We start from the raw sequence: 15,555 nt of genomic DNA, 5'->3' as shown, positions 1-15,555 counted from the left end.
GCGATTTCCCTCAATCCTCCTTCGCGTCTTCGCGGTAAAAAGTCCGTTTCTAAAAAACACGCCGCCCTTATCCGCGCGCGCGGCGTCTGCCACACCTGCCGTTCATGAGCCTTGATCAACGCGGCGACGATACGACCCGGCGCGAACGCGAACGCTTTGAGGACCGCATGGAAGAGGCCTTCGATGATCTCGCGAAAAAGCACGGCGAGATCGCGACCCAGCTCGCGACGTTCATCGCCGCATCCAATCAACGTTTCAAGGACGGCGAGCGCCGGATGGACGAGCTTCGCGATTACGTGAAGCGCGTCGAGGACCGGCAGATCGCCGGCGTCGGCGGCCGCCGCCGGGAAGACGTGATCGACGCCGGCGCGGACGGGCAACGGCGGGGCACGCGCGAGACGGACGACCTGAAAACGGATGAGATCACCGTCCGCCTGCCGTTGCCCAAAACGTTTCGCGGCGTGCTCTACCTCATCATCGCCGCCGCCTTTTTCTTTTCGCTCATCGTGAATCTCGTCTTGCAGGCGCGCACATCGGTCAACCTCGGCGATTTCCTGAAAAACGCCATGCCGGTCATGCAGGAGATCGAACGCGCGATGCCGCCCGAACCGGATTTCTCGCCGGTCCCCGCGCCGCCGCCCCCCGAGCCCGCGCAAGCCCCGTGACGATCGATACGCAAATCTTCGTCTCCGTCCGAAACCGGGCCGCCGTCACGCGCGCGACGATCCGGGAGATTCTCATCCACGGGGGAGGCCGGGCCGAGCTGCACATCTTTGATGACCGGAGCGATCGCGAATTCGACCCGCTCCTCGAGCTTTACCGCGAGCTGCGGATGCGCGCGGGCATCGCCGCGATCCACCTGCAACGATCCGTGCCCGAGGGCGTCGCCTGGGGCAAGTCCTACGCCCTTGCCGCCTTCCTCGCGACCATCGCGCACACGCTCCCGGCTGAGCGCCGGCGCTTTGTCGCCATGATCGACAACGACGTCGAACTGCGCCCGGGCTGGCTTGACGAATGCATCGCCTTTCTCAAGTTGCCGGAGGCGAAGGCGCGCCGCATCACCGTCGCCTGCCCGTGGATCGACCCGCACTACACGCGGTTCGAGGAGCTTCGCGCCTTCGGCCGGAGACTTGCCGTTCAGCGCGAGCACGGCGCGGCCGCGTGGGTCTTCGCCTGGGATTTTGTCGAGCGGCACGGCCTTCCCGACATCCACGATCCCGTCGGGCCCGGGCACGAAGAGGCCTATTACGTCCGCTCGATGCGGCGCAACGGCGAGTGTTTCGGGAGCCTCGCCGATCTTGCCGATCCCTACGCGCGCGGCCGCGTCTCCGAACGCGAGCTTCAGGAGAGCCTGCCGGCGCGCGGGGCGAGGGCGGTGTGACGGCTCCCCGCATCAGCGCCGTGATGCCCGTTTACCGGACGCCGCCGGATTTCGTCCGCCGCGCGATCGCCTCGCTCCTGGCCCAAACCTTGCCCCCCGTGGAGGTGTTCGTCATCGAGGACGGCTGGCAGCCGGGGCTTGCCGCGCTTGTCCGCGAATTCGCGGACCCGCGCCTTCGCCTGATCCGCCTTCCGCAAAACGTGGGCCCGCTCTGGGCGCGCCGCGCGGGCATCGAGTGCAGCGCCGGCGAATACATCGCGCTCCAGGACGCGGACGACGAGAGCCTGCCCGCGCGCTTCGAGAAGCAGGCCGCCTGGCTCGCCAAACGGCCGCGCTGCGCGATCGTCTCCTGCAATCTCGATCACACGCGCGGGACGACCAATCGCGGCCGCGTCCTGACCCGCGCCAACGAGCTGCACGGCGGCCCCTGCCTGTTTCGCCGCGAGGCTTACGAGCAAGCGGGCGGCGTCGACGGGATTCTCGCCTGGTGCCCGGACGCGGCGAATCTCTACCTCGCCGAGGACTACGCCCTCTGGCTTTCCATCCTCGCCCACGGCTGGGAGTGCGCGCGCCTGCCGGAGATCCTCTATCGCCGGGGCCGGCACGCCAACTCCGCGACCGCGAAGTTCGCACGCGAGTGCGACGCCGCCGGCGCGCGGCTGCGGGAGCTCATCGCCGCCAAATTGAAAGCGGAGCGCAGGCCCAGGCCGCGCGTCTCCCTCGCGGGCGGGGTGATCCATGCCGCGTGACGGGACGCTCGACCGCCCGGAGGATTACTGGCGCACGCACCTTTCCCGCGAGCGTTTCCGCGATCGGCGCGGCGCGCACGCCGGCGAGACGATCTTCATCCTCGGAAGCGGGCCGTCGCTTCTGGCCAACGACCTTTCGCTTCTCGCCCCGCATCGCGTCCTTTGCGTCAACCACACGATCTTTTTCGCCGACAAGGCCGAGCCCGATTTCTGGGTCTTTCTCGATTCGCTCCCGGAGTTCAAGGCCTACCTGCCCGGCGCGATCCATCGCGGCGTCACCTGCTTCGTGAACCAGATGTGCGGCTGGGAAAAGCTCCCCGAGCCCGTCTACTTCAATCCCTGCGACCTGCCCGGCCATTGCATGTACAGCACGACGGATGCGGCGCTCGGCCTTACGGTCCACCTCGGCTTTGCCCGCGCGTTTCTCGTGGGTTTTGACGGCGGGAACGGGTTTGACGGAAAGAGCGGCCACGTCTTTCACCGGCACCTCGCGAGCAATCCGACCTCCTACCGCTGGGCCGACGAAGCGATCCGCCGCAAGCAAGCCTTCATCGAGATCGAAAGCGCGGGCGCCTTTCACGGCCTGGAATTCCTTGCGCACCGCGCGCTGGCCGACGCGATCGCCGCCGCGCCCGCGGAAAGCGGGGTGCGTTCATGAGCCTTGTCCTCACCTGCGGCGACGCCGGCGCGTTCGCGCACCTTGACGCGCAGTTTCTCCCCTCCCTGCGCGCGTCCGGCAAATTCGACGGCCTGGTCGTCATCGTCGATTACGGATTCGCCGAGGGGCAGAAGGCGCAGCTCAAACGCCAGGGCGACGTCGAGATCGTGACGGTGCGCCGCCATCCCGCGCACGTCATCATCCCCGTCCTTCGCCTGCGCGATTTCGCGATGGTGCTGGGGCGCTTTGCCCCCATCGAGCGCGTCGCCTGCTGGGACGGCGGGGACGTTTTCTTTCAGGGGTCGGTCGCGCCGCTTTTCGCTTCCGACACCCCGGCCGCGGCCGCGGAGATCAACCCCCGGCTCCTTCGCGACAACGCGACGATGAAGCGCTGGGTCGGCGCCGATCCCTTCGGCCGCTGGCTCCTCACGAGCTTCGCGGCGCTTCCGGTCATCAACGGCGGCTTTTTTTACGGCGCCGTCGAGATCGTCCGGGAGTACTGCCGGTGGGCGTTTCGCCAATGCACCACGGGCGCGCTTGCGACGATCGGCGGCGCGGACCAGTGGGCGCTCACGTGGGCGGTGCACGGCCGGATCTGGCCGTTTGACGCGCATCAAAACGAGACCTGGAACTACACCCTCTGCACGCTCGCCCCGAACCTCGAAAAGGGCGTCGTCCTGGACGCGGCGGGGAAACGTCCGGCCGTGATCCACAAAAACGCGCGCTCCTGCCCGCACGTGCATTGGAGCGCGCCGTGAAAACGATCGCCTTCTACAAGATCCGAAAGCCCGGCGGCGCCGTCGTCAGCCTGAAGATCGACGACGTGGTCGTCGGGAACGAGGCGCACGTCTTCACCGACACCATGGCCGAAAAATTCCAGACGAGCGCGTGGGCGCCCTACATCCGCGAGATCAACGACATCGAGGTACGCCAATACGCGGGCGAAGATCTGAACGGGCGCACCGTTCTGCTCTGGCGAAACGGCGGATACGGCGACCTGCTCATGATCACCCCGGCGATCCGCGAATTGAAGCGGCGCTATCCCTTGGCCCGCATCAAGTTCGCGACGGTCGATCGCTACCGCTCCGTCCTTGCGGGCAACCCCGACATCGACGAGATCGTGAGCGTCCCGTTTCCCGCGGCGGCGCTTTCGTCCGTCGACTTTCTCCTCACGTTCAACAACACCATCGAGTCCTCGACCGACGCCGCGCTTCCCGGCGTGGACATCTTCGCGGCGCGCGCGTGCGTGACGCTCGCGGCCGATAACCGCGTCCCGGTTTACAACGTCTCGCCGGCGCGCGCCGATGCGATCGCGAAGACGCTTGCCGCCTTCGCCCCCGTGGAGGGTCTGCCCTGGGTCGCGATCCAGATGCGGGCAAGCTCCCCGGTGCGCACATATCCCCTGGATGCGCTCAAACGCGTCGCCTGGAAGCTCGCCCAGTCGTCCTACGTCTTTTTGTTCTCGGATCGGCCGAAAGACTTTACGCAGGATCTTCGCCGCGCCGGTATCGTGAATCTCTGCGGCGTCCTGCCCGACATGGCCGACGTCGCCGCCGCGCTCGCCGGCTGCGACGCCCTGGTCGCGCCGGACTCATCCCTTGTCCACTACGCCGCGGCCCTTGGCGTGCCCACGATCGCGCTCTACGGCCCGTTCCCGGGCGCGATCCGGACGAAGGACTATCCCCTCTGCACGACGCTCGAGGTCGACCGCGCCGCGTGGCCGTGCGCGCCTTGCCTGCTTCACGGGCACGCGCCCTGTCCGAAGGCGGTCGAGCGGGGCCGGCGCGACTCCCCGTGTTTTGAAACGCTCCCGCCGCGCGCGGTCGTTGCCGCCGTCCGGGACATCCTCGCGAACAAGAAAGGCCAAACGCATGCGGCTGCCGTGTGACCAACGCAAGGATATCCCCGCCACGGGGGGCGATCCGGACGGGATGCTTCAACCGGCGCCGGGGCAGGGCGAGCTCTGCGCCGACTGCGCGCGTCGCCACGGCCCCGCGGATTGCGCCGAGCGCTCCGAGGCGGATCTCCGCAAATTCTCCGACGCCTCGGAATGGTGCGCGCTGTACGTGCAGGAAGGGGCGCGCCGATGACCGACGAGCAGCTCCGGCTCATCGCGAAATACGCGCATGCGCATCGCGTGCCGGTCGCGCACGCGATCGCGGTCTTCGAGGTGGAAAGCGGCGGAACGATCGCGAATCCGGACGGGACTCCGACGATTCGCCTGGAGGCGCACAAACTTTTCACCTACGCGGGGAAGGATGCGCCGTCCATCTTCGATACGCACTTCCGCCCGCGCACCGGCTGGCGCGGACAGCAGTTTCGCCAGAACGCCTGCGAAACGTGGCGCGCGATTCACGTCGACCGTCAGGACCGCGAGCACGAGGCGTTCGCGCTCGCGCGCGCGCTTTTCCCCGGCGACGGGCCGTACCTTTCGATCAGCGTCGGCCCGGGCCAGATCATGGGTTTTCACTTTTCGATGCTCGGTTACGTCAGCGCGCGCGCGATGGTCGAGGCTTTCCACGACCTTCCGACGGCGATCGCCGCGGTCTTCGAGTTCATCGTGAAAAAAAACGCGCTTGACGCGCTGCGCGAGGCCGACTGGAGGACGTTCGCTAGGATCTACAACGGCAGCAATGTCGATGACTACGCCGCGCGCCTTGCGCGGGCATGCGCCGAGGCCAGGCGCAGCGGCCTTCACCTTGTCCAGGTCTCGGACGTGCCGCCGGGAACGGCCGTCTGGCCGAACGGCAAACCGGAGGGGCGGGGATGAAAAATCTCTCGGCCGCGTTCGCGAATCTCGTCTCGAAAAAGCTCGTCTCGACCGGCGGCGCCATCGGCACCATCGCCTGGCTCGTCTCTCTTGTCGCCGCAGGCACACTCGCCGCGCCGGTGGCCCTGGGCTTTGCCGGCCTCATCGCCGCTGTGGCCGTGACGCACAACATCCGCCAGGGCCGGATCGACGAGAAAAAAGCCGCCGCCGCGCCGCCCGCGCCGCCCGAATCCTGACCGCCGAACGCCATTCCGATTTGCAATAGGTTTGCAACGACGCCGCGAATTTGCAGTAATTTGCAACAAATCGCCGCATAAAACGCACCGCGCCCGCCTCCCCATCCGCAAAGAAAAACCCCCGAACTCCGCGATAATTCGCGGTTTTTCGAGGGTTTTCTCATTAGCCGCCGAGTGGAATCGAACCACCGACCACCTCCTTACCAAGGAGGTGCTCTACCCCTGAGCTACGGCGGCAAAGGCGCGCACATATTAGCCACGCGCGTTTTGAATGCAAGATTTTCGCGACCTGTCACGCGGGAGGGCGAACTTACTTCGGTTCGTCGAAACTGAAGCGCACGGCCTGAAATTGGGTGCGGAATTCGGCGACCTCGTTGCGGACCATTTCACCCTTGACGCACCGCGCGAACAGGCCGGCGATCGTCTTCATCTCCGCGCCCTTCATGCCGAATCGCGTCATTTCCTGGACGCCCGTGCGGATACCGTCCGGGTTCATGGCGTTTTTCAGCGGCTCGTACGGCAGCATGTTCATATTGGTGATGATGTTGTTTTCGGCGAGTCGCCGGCTGACATCCTTGCCGCCGCCGAAGTCCCTGACCGACACGGCGACCTGGTGCGTCTCGGTGTAGCCGAATTCCTTGCCCTGCACGTCAAGGCCCTCGGACGCGAGCGCTTCGGCGAACGACTTCGCGTTTGAGACGACCTGCCTCGCGTAATCCTTGCCGAACGATTTCCATTCCTCGACGACGAGGCTGAACGCCGCGAGCGTGTTGAGGTGGTGGTTGCTCGTCGAACCGGGGAAAACGCCCCGATCGGCAAGCTTCCACATCTCGTCCTCGTGATTCGACAGGATCACGCCGCGCTGCGGGCCGAAGAAGGTCTTATGCGTGCTGCCGGTGAGGAAATCCGCGCCCTCGGCAAGCGGATCCTGAAACGCGCCGCCCGCGATGAGTCCCAGCACGTGCGCGCCGTCGTAGAAAAGGCGGATGCCGCGCGCCTTGCAGATTTGGGCGAGATCGGCAACCGGCTCGCGGCGCAGGATGAGGCTCTTGCCGAGAATCAACAGTCCCGGTTTTTCCGCGTCGATGAGATCGCGCGCGGCGGCGACGTCGATCGTGTAGCCGTCCGGGCTTCGCGGAAAATCGACGATCTTTTTGGCGAACTTGCCGACCGAGCCGGCCTTGTGGTGGCTGATGTGCCCGCCGCCGGGTGTCGAGTTCACCATCACCGGCCGCTCGTCGCGGATGAAGCGCGAGAAGAGCGCCTCGTTGGCGACATTACCGGAATACGGCCGCACGTCCGCGTTCGCGGCGCCGAAAATCTCTCTGACGCCGGCCGCGGCGCGCGACTCGAGCTCGTCGATGAACGCCGTGCCTTCGTAGTAACGCTTGCCGGGATGGCCTTCGGCGTATCGGTGCCCGAAATCGGACGACAGCATCGCGCGCGCGCGCCGCGAGAGCACGTTTTCGCTCGCGATCAGGTTGATGCAGGCGGCTCGCCAGACCTCGTTTTCCGCGACGATGCGTTCGATTTCGCGGGCGTCCTCGATCGACATAAATGACCTCGTGGGGATCGGATTCGGAACAGGAGGCGCGATTTTAGGCAGGCGCCGCGGGGGTGTAAAGGAAGGAGGAGGACGTAGGAAATAGGAAAGAGGAAATAGGAAAGAGTGGAATCGCAACAGCCGGAGCCATTTTTCAATGTGCTCTCGTCGACTTGTCTTCCCGATGGTCGCGTAGCGGCGGTCGTTACCGAGCGGAGCAAAGGGTCTCTGTGGTTTGCCTTCTCTTCGCTCAGAACGACAAACTCGCGCGACGGGGACAGGCGCGGGAAAACGCGGCGGCGGAGGGTATGTCGGCGAGGGACGGCCGCTATAGCGCGCAGAGTTCGAAGCGCTTGGCGGCCTCTTCGCAGTCGTCGGCGTCGCAGGCTGCGGCGACAAGGCACTTGTAAGCGTCCTCGGCTTCGCCGCCCTCGTCGAAGGCGTCGAGGCACGCGCCGGCCAGCGTCGCCGCGTCGGTGATGTCCGGGTCGCCGAGAATCTCGCCGTTGCACTCGCCGTACACCAGCGCGGCCAGGCCGCTGCAACTGCATTCGACGTTCACGCGGTCGCGGTCCATGCCGTCGCACGTGCACGCGGGCGCGACCAAAGCCGCGGCGAAAAGGATCAGCGCCAAAATCAGGATTCGCGGTTGCATCATGGCCTCGAAATATTAGCACGGGGATGCGCGTAGGTCTTGCGGCTGCCTTCTTCCTCTTCGTTGAAAATCCAACCCACGATCTCCCCGATGTTCATCTCCCGCTTGCCGTCGCGGGTGACTTCGTAGCGCTTGCGGTGCGTTCGGCTGCTTGTCGCGATGTCCGAGCCGCGCCGCGATTCCTTGCCGGTGGCAATTTCCGCGGTGAGCCCTTTTGCCCGCGCGATCCAAAGGCGCATGTTCGTCTCGCGCAGATCGACCCAGCCGTCGTGCGCGCAGCGGTCGCGCGTCGCCGCCGTCAGGCGCACGCGGTCCGCTCCGCGCCAGGCGGGGATGGCCACGCGCGGCCCGCGCAGAAGCGAAACGCCGTCCGGCAGCAGGATCGGAATGCCGATCGACACGACGCGCGAGCGAAGCTCGGCGTCCTTTTTTACGAGATCGGCAAGGCGCGCGCTCATGCGGGCCGGATCGGCCTTGGCGATCGCGGATAAGGTGCCGAACGTGCGCCGCAACGTCTCCGCCTCGAACAGCAGCTTGGAAAGGCGCGGCGGACCGAGAATCTCGAACGCGATTCCGGCGCCGTGCTTCAACTCCAGCTCGCGAAGCTCCTCGAGCGCGTGCTCGCGCATCACGCCCGCGCGGTAGGTCGATTTCATGACCGTGTTCGAGAGCATGCCGATGATGTCGTATCCGGTGTTCGCGCCGGTCAGCTCTTCCTTGACCGCCTGCGCGATCTCCTCCGGCGTCACGTATTCCATCTGCCCCGTCGTGGTGATCGCCTCAAATTCGCTCGAGGAAAACAGGCCGTTTTCGCCGGTATTGATGAAGACCGCGCGAAGGGGCCGGCCCAGCGACGAGATTCTTTCGTCGTTCGCGACACGGATGTCGATCGACTTCGAAACGTCAAACGGGCGCGCCGGGTCGGCGTCGAAAAGCGCGATCGGCTCGCCGCCGCGCGCGACGGGGCCGTGATCGATCGCCTTCCACGCGATCGCGGCCGCGGGCTTGACCTCCATCGTGAACGCGAATCCCGGCGTGCTGTTCATCAGAAAAAGTAGCAGCGAATGCGCGCCAGCGACGGCCGATTTCGAAAGCAGTTTCTGGCTCGGGCGCTCCTCGCTGTGCGTGTAGGGGATGTTGAGGCCCATGCCGCCGGTGCCCGTCGTTCCGATCTTGCAGTACGCGCGCGTGCCGGCGGCCTTCATCGCCGTATAAAGCACCTGCACATGACGCACGAGGCGCGGCAGGTAAATCGACGTCAAATGCAGGCGCAACGAATCGACAAGCCCGCGGACCTCGTCGCCGTACGCGGGATCGACGGGCGACATCGTTTCGACGCGGCGCATGCGCAGGCGCAGGTCGAGCACCGTGGCGTAGACGTCGCGATAGGCGACGCCCGTCGCGGTGTTGACCGCGTCGATGACGATCTGCGGCTTGTATCGTGCGACGATGCGATAGAGGAAATTTTCGTCGAGCCGGGCGATTCCCGGATCATCGAAGGTGTCGGCGATGATGCGATCCAGGTCGGCCGGGTCAGTGATCGCGCGCATGTCGCGGTCCTTCAGCGATTCGCGAAGGAAGATGTCGCCGTGCTCGCCGATGATCTTCGTCCGGATCTTGCGCCGTCCGGTCTCATTCAAGCGCGCGACCTCGCCGGCGAGGTCCGCGACGGCCTCGGCACTCTCGCTTTCGCGCAAGGAGCAGACGACGATGCGCTTCGGGTTTTCTTTCAGCAGTTCGTAGCAGACCGCGCGGCCGACAAGGCCGAATCCGCCAAGAACGACGACGGTTTGTCCGGAGAGGGTGGGCGGCACGAAAGGCTCCCGCCGTGGAAAGTTGTCGGAAGTTGCGCGCGGATGATAGGAGTGGGTCATGCGCGCTGTCAACAAAAACGGGGCCCACGCGTGAGCCCGATGTCCGGCGATCCTTCGATGCTTTCGCGGACGCGCGAGGAGTTTGAACGCGTGCGCCGGATCGTCTCGCCGCTGCGCGGCCGGCTGACGGCGCACGAGTCCGTGCCCCCGCTTGCCGCCGCGCTTGTGCTGACGGCGATGTTGGCGGTGCACCTTGCCATCGCGGTCGTCTGGTTTGAACGCGACCGCACGTTGATGGGCAACGATGCCGCGGATTACTTCCAGCATTTTCTCGTTTACGAGGCGCGCATCGCCGAGGCGGGCTCGTCGATCGCGGGTCTTCTCGAAACCTGGGGATGGCAGGAACGCACCACCGCGCCGCCGCTGATGTTTCTCCTGACCTGGGTCGTGACACGATTTGTTCACACGCCCGATGCCGCGCGTTTTACGGTATTCTTCGCGAAAATCGCGCTCGTGCTTTTCACTTACGGTGCGGGGCGGCGCATGTTTGGCCGCGACGGGGCGCTTGTCGCGGCGGCCGTGGTCGGATTTTCGCCGGTCATCAACGTCCTTTCGTTGCAATTCAATCCCTTCGTGCTCGTCGCGGCGAGCGCCGCCGCGTGCGCGTACGCGTGCGTCGCGTCGGATGCCTTCCGGCGACTCGGTCCTTCGCTTGCGTTCGGCGCCGCCGCGGGATTCGCGGCGATGACCGAGCGCGGCACGGGCGCGATCTTCGCCGCGACGGTGGTGGGATACGGGCTTGCGCATCGGGTCCTCGGGCGGCGCGACGAATCGCGCGCCGCGGCCAGTCGGAATGGATCGCCGTGGATCCCTGTGGCGCTCGCCGGCGCGATCGCGCTTGCGATCGCCGGCCCGTACGTCTACCAGTATCTCCGGCAGGGCATGGAGCACGTGGCGGATTTGTCGGCCACGGCCGTCTATCCAAGCCGCGAGGGAAATTACTACGAGCGCGTGCTGCATCGGCACGTCACGGGCGCGCTGTTTGTTTACGCCGGCTATCCTTTCGCCGCGCTGTATTTGCTCTCGCGGCAACGCCATCGGTTCATGGCCGCCGCGATCGTCGTGGCGCCGATTTTATTTTTCGACCGCATCGCGACCAGGGATCTCGAATACATCGTCGCCGGCGTCGTCGGGGTGGCGCTTGCGATCGGCGGCGGCTATGCGCTCATCCCGTGGCGCGCGCTACGCTGGGGTCTTGGCGCGCTGGTCGCAATTGCCGCCGCCGCGAACGCGCACCTGTCGGTGATTTCGATTCCCGATCCCGAATCGTCCCTCGGCGCGTTGCAGCGGCGATGGACGACGACCGGGAAGCCGGGACTTTTTTACCACCGGGCCCAACCGGACCTTCGCGCGGCGTCGGCGGCGATCGCCCGAAACGCGAAAGACCTTCTGCAGCCGCTTTTTATCTATGGCTATCAACGCCCGGGCGAGTTGAACGTCACGATGCACGTCCTCATGAACAAGATGATGATCCGCGTGGGATTCGCGCATCCGGGCGCACGTCATCTGGTCGTCCTGGAAAATGTTTTGCCGGATGCCGCCGGCGTGCCGCCGGGCGATTTTTGGGTCGCGATCGCGCCGCAGGGGACGCGCCTGTCGAGGCACTTTCGCGCGCGCGGTAGCTGGCGCGTCCTTCGCTCTCCCGTCGAGGTCGCCGGAGAAGGCTTGATCGACAATGCGGTGCTGCGCGAGACGCTCGAGGGCACGTCGTTCGAGATTCGCGAATGGGCCGATGTGCCGTACGGCGAGCGACCGCGCCTTGCGATTCTGCGGGCGTCGGATAGGCCGGCCTTAGTCGATGACGGCGGACCCGGCGAGGGCGGCTGAGGTCTCGAGCGGGCCGAGACCCGGCACGCGCTCGAGTTCGTGGCGAAGGAAAAGCACGAGCGGAATGGCGAGCATCAAGCCCACCACGCCAAGCAGCACCTCGCAGATGACAAGCGACGCGAGCGTGACGGACATCGGCAGCTTGACGATGTCGCCGATGATCTTCGAATTCAGGAAGTACTCGAGTTTGTGGATGACGATAAGAAGCCCAAGGCAGATCACCGCGCCAAGCGGGCCGTAGGAAATGAGCGCGATCGCCGTGAGAATCGAATTCGACACGAGATTGCCGACGACCGGGAACAGGCCGCAGGTGAACACGATCGCGATCAACAGCACGGGCTTGGGCAATCCGAGCGCGAAGATCACCGCCGCGGAGATGACGGTGTTGATCGCCGAGATGATGATCTGCCCGCCCATGACGCGCTTGAGGAAAAAATAAAAGGTGCGCGCGCGCGTCATCAGGAAACGGTAAAGGAAGCTCATCAGGCTGCCGGGCCGGCGCGCGAAAACGGCGTCCACCTTGCTCGTGTCGTGGTAGAGCAACAGGTTGATGACCAGGGCGAAGATGAAATAGATGGCGACCTTGTAAACGCTCGTCATCTCGAGCGCGATCGCCTTGATGGCGGTGCCTGTGGCTTCGAAGATCCGCGAACGAACCTCCATCGGATCGACGTATTGCGTCAGGTTCCAGCGCACGTTCGCCGCTTCGAACTGGTTGATCGCCTCCGTCTGGATGTCCACGGCGAACTGCGGCACCTGGCGCAGGACATTCGGCAGCGTGTTCAGGAAAAACACGGTCAGCAGCGCGATCACGGCGACGTACAGCACGGAAAACAGCAGCGCCTTGGGAAGGATCGGCATGAGCCGGCGCACGTCGTTGGTCATCACATCGGAGATCAGATACAAAAATACAAAGGCCAGGACGAACGTCGTCAGGTGCGAGGCGAGCATGGTCCCGGCAAGGAGCGCGAGAAAACCGTAGCCGACCAGAAACGGGTGCCTCGCGACAAACGGGTTCGCCGGCTGGTCCCCGGCCTCGCCCGCGCCGATCGGGGCGCCGATCCCCGCGTCACGCGCCTCGTTCGGGCCCGGGTCGAAGGTGACCGCCGGGTTCGTCACCCGCGGCTCGTCGCGTTCCATGATCGGTTCGGCGGTCATAAGTTTCGGTCCCAGTCTACGACGGATCGAACGCGGCGCGAAGTTTCCGCGTTCGCGCGTTGCGTTTCTTCTTGATTGCCGTGAATTCCTTTGCTATAGGGGCATCCGATCTTCGACGGAGTTGCCCATGGCGCCCAAGGCTCAGAAGGATCTCGGCAAACGCTTTCGCTGCTACGAATGCGGTACGGCGTTTTATGATCTGAATCGCCCCAAACCGATCTGCCCCAAGTGCGGAGCCGATCAGTCGTCCGCGCCCAAATTCGAGGTCCCGGCGGAAATCAAGTCCTCTCGCGTTCGGGACCGCGTCATCTACGCCGTTCCCGAGGCGGACGCGGAGGAGGAAACGGCGGAGTTCGACGAATTCGGCGACATCGTGGCGGCGACCGACGACGACGACATCGAATACGAAGAAGAAGAAGACTAGGCCCGACGCCCGGCGCCTTTTCCGAGGCGCCACGCGTCGATCGACGCATACACCCATAGCGCCGTCGCCGGGACGCCTCCGAAAACGACCCCGGTGAGCATCCGCTTGCCCGCCGCCGATTGCACCGACGCCGGATCGGCGCCCGGGTCCGCAAGCGCCGTCAACAACTCGAAGTATGCGCCGAATCCCCGCGCGAGCTGAACCACGAAAAATCCGACGAACGCCAGCGTGAGCGCCGCGATGATCGCCCCGCGCGCGCGATGCCCGAGATAGATCTGCCCCGCCCCCGGCAAGACAAGCCCCGACAGCATCAGCGCCCGGCGCGCGCGCGCCTGCGCCTCGTCTTGCGTTAAGCGACCCGGAGCACCTAGCGGCGCTCGGCCTTGATCGCCTGCCAAAACGCCTCCAACTCGTCGATCGAACAATCGCGCATACGCCGTCCCTGCGCGGCCAGGCGATCTTCCATTTGCGAAAAGCGGTCGGCGAACTTGGCCATCGTGCGGCGCAAGCCGTCCTCCGCGCTGACGTTGGTGTGCCGTCCGAGATTGACGAGCGCGAAGATGATGTCCCCCAACTCGTCCTCCACGCGGTCCGCGTCGCCCGTTTCGATCGCCTCTTCGAGCTCGGCAAGCTCCTCGCGCACCTTGTCGAGCACCTCCGACGGGCGCGCCCAGTCGAATCCCTCCTTGGCGGCGCGCTCGCCGACGCGAAATGCGCGCAAAAGGGCCGGCAGGGCTTGCGGCACCTTGTCGAGCACGTGCGTCACGCCGCCCGTGCCGGGCGCATCGCGCTTTTCGGACTTCTTGATCTCCGACCACATCTCGATCACATGATCGGCGTCGCGCGCCACCGTGTCGCCGAATATGTGCGGGTGGCGGCGCACCATCTTTTCGCCGAGAACCTGGCAGACGTCGCTCGTGTCGAAATGCCCGTCCTGTTCCGCGATCCGCGCGAGGAACAGGATTTCCCACAGCACGTCGCCAAGCTCTTCCTTCAGGTGCGGAAAGTCGCGGCGGTCGATCGCGTCGAGCGCCTCGTAGACCTCCTCGAGGAAATATTTGCGCAGGCTCTCGTAGGTCTGCTCGTTGTCCCACGGGCATCCGCCCGGCCCGCGCAGGCGGCGGATGATCGCAACGCACGCATCAAAATCGTATTTCGCTTTTTCGTAGGTCATGACGCGCCGGAGTCTACGCGCAACGCGCCGCCCGTCAAAGGCGCCGTGACCTCCGGGGCATCCAGAAAACGCCGCAGCGAGGGCGGAATCGACTCGTCGATCGAGGCGGGCGGATCGGGCAGGGGCTGCGTGTTGTAGGTGTGCCAAAAGAGAACGGGGCCAAGGCGCGAACTGCGATCGCCAAGATAGGCGGCCATGCCGGCGAACGCCTTGCCCGTATACGTCGTTTCGAGCGTCAGGCCGTGCGCCGCGGCAAGCTCCACCGCGTCGCGCGCCGCCGCCGTCGGGCGGCCGTATTCGCCGCCGAAGAAATCGTGGAGGATCGTGATGTCCTCGTCCGTCACGCGCGCGTCACGGATGTCCGCGCCGGCCTCGCGCATGAGAGCGAACGCGCCGTTTCCGAACTTGCGCGCGATCGCGCCGTTGGCGACGACGCGATCGACGACGCGCACGCCGACAACGCGCGTGGCAAGTCGCGTCAGCTTCATGCCCGCGACAAGGCCCGCGTATGTCCCCGTGGAGCCAAGCGCGCAGAAGACGTACCGCGGCTCCGGGCATTCGCCGCGCGCGACCTGGTCTTCCAGTTCGAGCGCCGCGTTGACAAACCCCAATGCGCCAAGCGCGCTCGATCCGCCGGGCGGAACGAGAAAAAGCGCCGGGCCATCGCCCAGGCGCGATTTCGCCATCTCCCGCGCGACGGACCAGGCGGTTTTGGCGTATCCCCCCGCGTGGTGGCAAATCGCTCCCTCGTGGTGGAAAAGACGAAGGTTTCGCTTGACGGCGGCCGTTACCGGTTGATCGAATAAAACCAGGTGGCACGCAAGGCCGAGCTTGCGCGCGTAGATCGCCGTCGCGAGCCCGTGATTCGTGCCGATGCCGCCCATCGTCACGACGCCGCCCGCGCCCTGGCGCATCGCCTCGCCGAGAAGATACTCGAGCTTGCGCGGCTTGTTGCCGCCGTAGGGGCGGGCGCTCGTGTCGTCGCGCTTGACGTACAGGTCGCCGTAGCCGATCGCGCGGCCAAGCGCCTCGAAGCGCTCGACCTCCGTTGGCGCGTCGAAATCGTGGACGCACCAACGGAGGTCGAGCGCTTCGAGGCGCTTGGC

17 protein-coding genes and 1 tRNA gene are annotated in these 15,555 nt (G+C 65.6%); 10 read left to right on the top strand and 8 right to left on the bottom strand.

What is annotated here, in order from left to right:
• The first annotated feature begins 104 nt into the window (after positions 1–104).
• The 8 genes from K8I61_17130 to K8I61_17095 all read left to right on the top strand — a co-directional run bounded on the left by K8I61_17130 (position 105) and on the right by K8I61_17095 (position 5,794).
• Entirely contained in the window at positions 105–665 is a 561-nt protein-coding gene (locus tag K8I61_17130) for a hypothetical protein (GenBank protein MBZ0273765.1), read from the top strand.
• Positions 662–1,381: a glycosyltransferase family 2 protein gene (locus tag K8I61_17125; GenBank protein MBZ0273764.1), complete on the top strand. Its 720-nt coding sequence runs from the start codon at positions 662–664 to the stop codon at positions 1,379–1,381. The genes K8I61_17130 and K8I61_17125 overlap by 4 nt, the downstream gene beginning before the upstream one ends.
• The gene (locus K8I61_17120) at positions 1,378–2,130 is read left to right on the top strand and encodes a glycosyltransferase (GenBank protein ID MBZ0273763.1); all 753 of its coding nucleotides are present in this window, start codon (positions 1,378–1,380) and stop codon (positions 2,128–2,130) included. Before K8I61_17125 ends, K8I61_17120 begins: the two co-directional genes overlap by 4 nt.
• Positions 2,120–2,788: a hypothetical protein gene (locus K8I61_17115; protein ID MBZ0273762.1), complete on the top strand. Its 669-nt coding sequence runs from the start codon at positions 2,120–2,122 to the stop codon at positions 2,786–2,788. Before K8I61_17120 ends, K8I61_17115 begins: the two co-directional genes overlap by 11 nt.
• Entirely contained in the window at positions 2,785–3,546 is a 762-nt protein-coding gene (locus K8I61_17110) for a hypothetical protein (protein ID MBZ0273761.1), read from the top strand. The genes K8I61_17115 and K8I61_17110 overlap by 4 nt, the downstream gene beginning before the upstream one ends.
• Complete coding sequence (locus K8I61_17105; protein MBZ0273760.1) at positions 3,543–4,676, top strand: glycosyltransferase family 9 protein; 1,134 nt, start codon at positions 3,543–3,545, stop codon at positions 4,674–4,676. The genes K8I61_17110 and K8I61_17105 overlap by 4 nt, the downstream gene beginning before the upstream one ends.
• Positions 4,677–4,874: 198 nt before the next feature.
• Complete coding sequence (locus K8I61_17100) at positions 4,875–5,558, top strand: N-acetylmuramidase family protein (protein ID MBZ0273759.1); 684 nt, start codon at positions 4,875–4,877, stop codon at positions 5,556–5,558.
• Positions 5,555–5,794, top strand: a complete 240-nt coding sequence (locus K8I61_17095; GenBank protein ID MBZ0273758.1) for a hypothetical protein — start codon at positions 5,555–5,557, stop codon at positions 5,792–5,794. The genes K8I61_17100 and K8I61_17095 overlap by 4 nt, the downstream gene beginning before the upstream one ends.
• Positions 5,795–5,959: 165 nt before the next feature.
• On the opposite strand, the gene K8I61_17090 is transcribed toward K8I61_17095, so the two are convergent.
• The 4 genes from K8I61_17090 to K8I61_17075 all read right to left on the bottom strand — a co-directional run bounded on the left by K8I61_17090 (position 5,960) and on the right by K8I61_17075 (position 9,806).
• A tRNA-Thr gene (locus K8I61_17090) sits at positions 5,960–6,031 on the bottom strand.
• A gap of 73 nt (positions 6,032–6,104) precedes the next feature.
• Complete coding sequence (locus K8I61_17085; GenBank protein MBZ0273757.1) at positions 6,105–7,349, bottom strand: serine hydroxymethyltransferase; 1,245 nt, start codon at positions 7,347–7,349, stop codon at positions 6,105–6,107.
• A gap of 316 nt (positions 7,350–7,665) precedes the next feature.
• Complete coding sequence (locus tag K8I61_17080) at positions 7,666–7,995, bottom strand: hypothetical protein (protein ID MBZ0273756.1); 330 nt, start codon at positions 7,993–7,995, stop codon at positions 7,666–7,668.
• Positions 7,992–9,806 carry a short-chain dehydrogenase gene (locus K8I61_17075; GenBank protein MBZ0273755.1) on the bottom strand — a complete coding sequence of 605 codons (1,815 nt, stop codon included), beginning with the start codon at positions 9,804–9,806 and terminating at the stop codon, positions 7,992–7,994. Before K8I61_17075 ends, K8I61_17080 begins: the two co-directional genes overlap by 4 nt.
• Before the next feature lie 90 nt (positions 9,807–9,896).
• Here K8I61_17075 and K8I61_17070 point away from each other — a divergent pair, with 90 nt between their 5' ends.
• Positions 9,897–11,693, top strand: coding sequence for a glycosyltransferase family 39 protein (locus K8I61_17070; protein MBZ0273754.1), 1,797 nt, complete (start codon positions 9,897–9,899; stop codon positions 11,691–11,693).
• On the opposite strand, the gene K8I61_17065 is transcribed toward K8I61_17070, so the two are convergent.
• Complete coding sequence (locus tag K8I61_17065) at positions 11,658–12,851, bottom strand: AI-2E family transporter (GenBank protein MBZ0273753.1); 1,194 nt, start codon at positions 12,849–12,851, stop codon at positions 11,658–11,660. The genes K8I61_17070 and K8I61_17065 overlap by 36 nt on opposite strands.
• Between K8I61_17065 and K8I61_17060 the strand changes: the two genes are divergently transcribed.
• Entirely contained in the window at positions 12,832–13,275 is a 444-nt protein-coding gene (locus K8I61_17060) for an FYDLN acid domain-containing protein (protein ID MBZ0273752.1), read from the top strand. The genes K8I61_17065 and K8I61_17060 overlap by 20 nt on opposite strands.
• On the opposite strand, the gene K8I61_17055 is transcribed toward K8I61_17060, so the two are convergent.
• From K8I61_17055 to K8I61_17045, 3 genes are all read right to left on the bottom strand, one after another.
• Complete coding sequence (locus tag K8I61_17055) at positions 13,272–13,586, bottom strand: hypothetical protein (protein MBZ0273751.1); 315 nt, start codon at positions 13,584–13,586, stop codon at positions 13,272–13,274. The two genes, K8I61_17060 and K8I61_17055, sit on opposite strands and share 4 nt — an antisense overlap.
• 56 nt (positions 13,587–13,642) lie before the next feature.
• On the bottom strand, positions 13,643–14,449 hold the full coding sequence (gene mazG, locus K8I61_17050) for a nucleoside triphosphate pyrophosphohydrolase (protein ID MBZ0273750.1): 807 nt from the start codon (positions 14,447–14,449) through the stop codon (positions 13,643–13,645).
• The coding region (locus K8I61_17045; protein MBZ0273749.1) for a pyridoxal-phosphate dependent enzyme at positions 14,446–15,555 on the bottom strand (1,110 nt) is incomplete at its 5' end. The genes K8I61_17045 and mazG, both read right to left, overlap by 4 nt.

This window comes from bacterium (genome assembly GCA_019912885.1).
GTDB lineage: Bacteria > Lernaellota > Lernaellaia > JACKCT01 > JACKCT01 > JAIOHV01.
Note: the sequence above shows the minus strand (reverse complement) of the source record. Positions and strands in the feature narration are given on the sequence as shown.

What these genes read in the sequence shown, in the direction of transcription:
- K8I61_17095 (MBZ0273758.1), top strand. Translation starts at nt 5,555, where the DNA reads ATGAAAAATCTCTCGGCCGCGTTCGCGAATCTCGTCTCGAAAAAGCTC.
- K8I61_17130 (MBZ0273765.1), top strand. Translation starts at nt 105, where the DNA reads ATGAGCCTTGATCAACGCGGCGACGATACGACCCGGCGCGAACGCGAA.
- K8I61_17080 (MBZ0273756.1), bottom strand. Translation starts at nt 7,995, where the DNA reads ATGATGCAACCGCGAATCCTGATTTTGGCGCTGATCCTTTTCGCCGCG.
- K8I61_17060 (MBZ0273752.1), top strand. Translation starts at nt 12,832, where the DNA reads ATGATCGGTTCGGCGGTCATAAGTTTCGGTCCCAGTCTACGACGGATC.
- K8I61_17055 (MBZ0273751.1), bottom strand. Translation starts at nt 13,586, where the DNA reads ATGCTGTCGGGGCTTGTCTTGCCGGGGGCGGGGCAGATCTATCTCGGG.
- K8I61_17100 (MBZ0273759.1), top strand. Translation starts at nt 4,875, where the DNA reads ATGACCGACGAGCAGCTCCGGCTCATCGCGAAATACGCGCATGCGCAT.
- K8I61_17110 (MBZ0273761.1), top strand. Translation starts at nt 2,785, where the DNA reads ATGAGCCTTGTCCTCACCTGCGGCGACGCCGGCGCGTTCGCGCACCTT.
- K8I61_17115 (MBZ0273762.1), top strand. Translation starts at nt 2,120, where the DNA reads ATGCCGCGTGACGGGACGCTCGACCGCCCGGAGGATTACTGGCGCACG.
- mazG (MBZ0273750.1), bottom strand. Translation starts at nt 14,449, where the DNA reads ATGACCTACGAAAAAGCGAAATACGATTTTGATGCGTGCGTTGCGATC.
- K8I61_17085 (MBZ0273757.1), bottom strand. Translation starts at nt 7,349, where the DNA reads ATGTCGATCGAGGACGCCCGCGAAATCGAACGCATCGTCGCGGAAAAC.
- K8I61_17065 (MBZ0273753.1), bottom strand. Translation starts at nt 12,851, where the DNA reads ATGACCGCCGAACCGATCATGGAACGCGACGAGCCGCGGGTGACGAAC.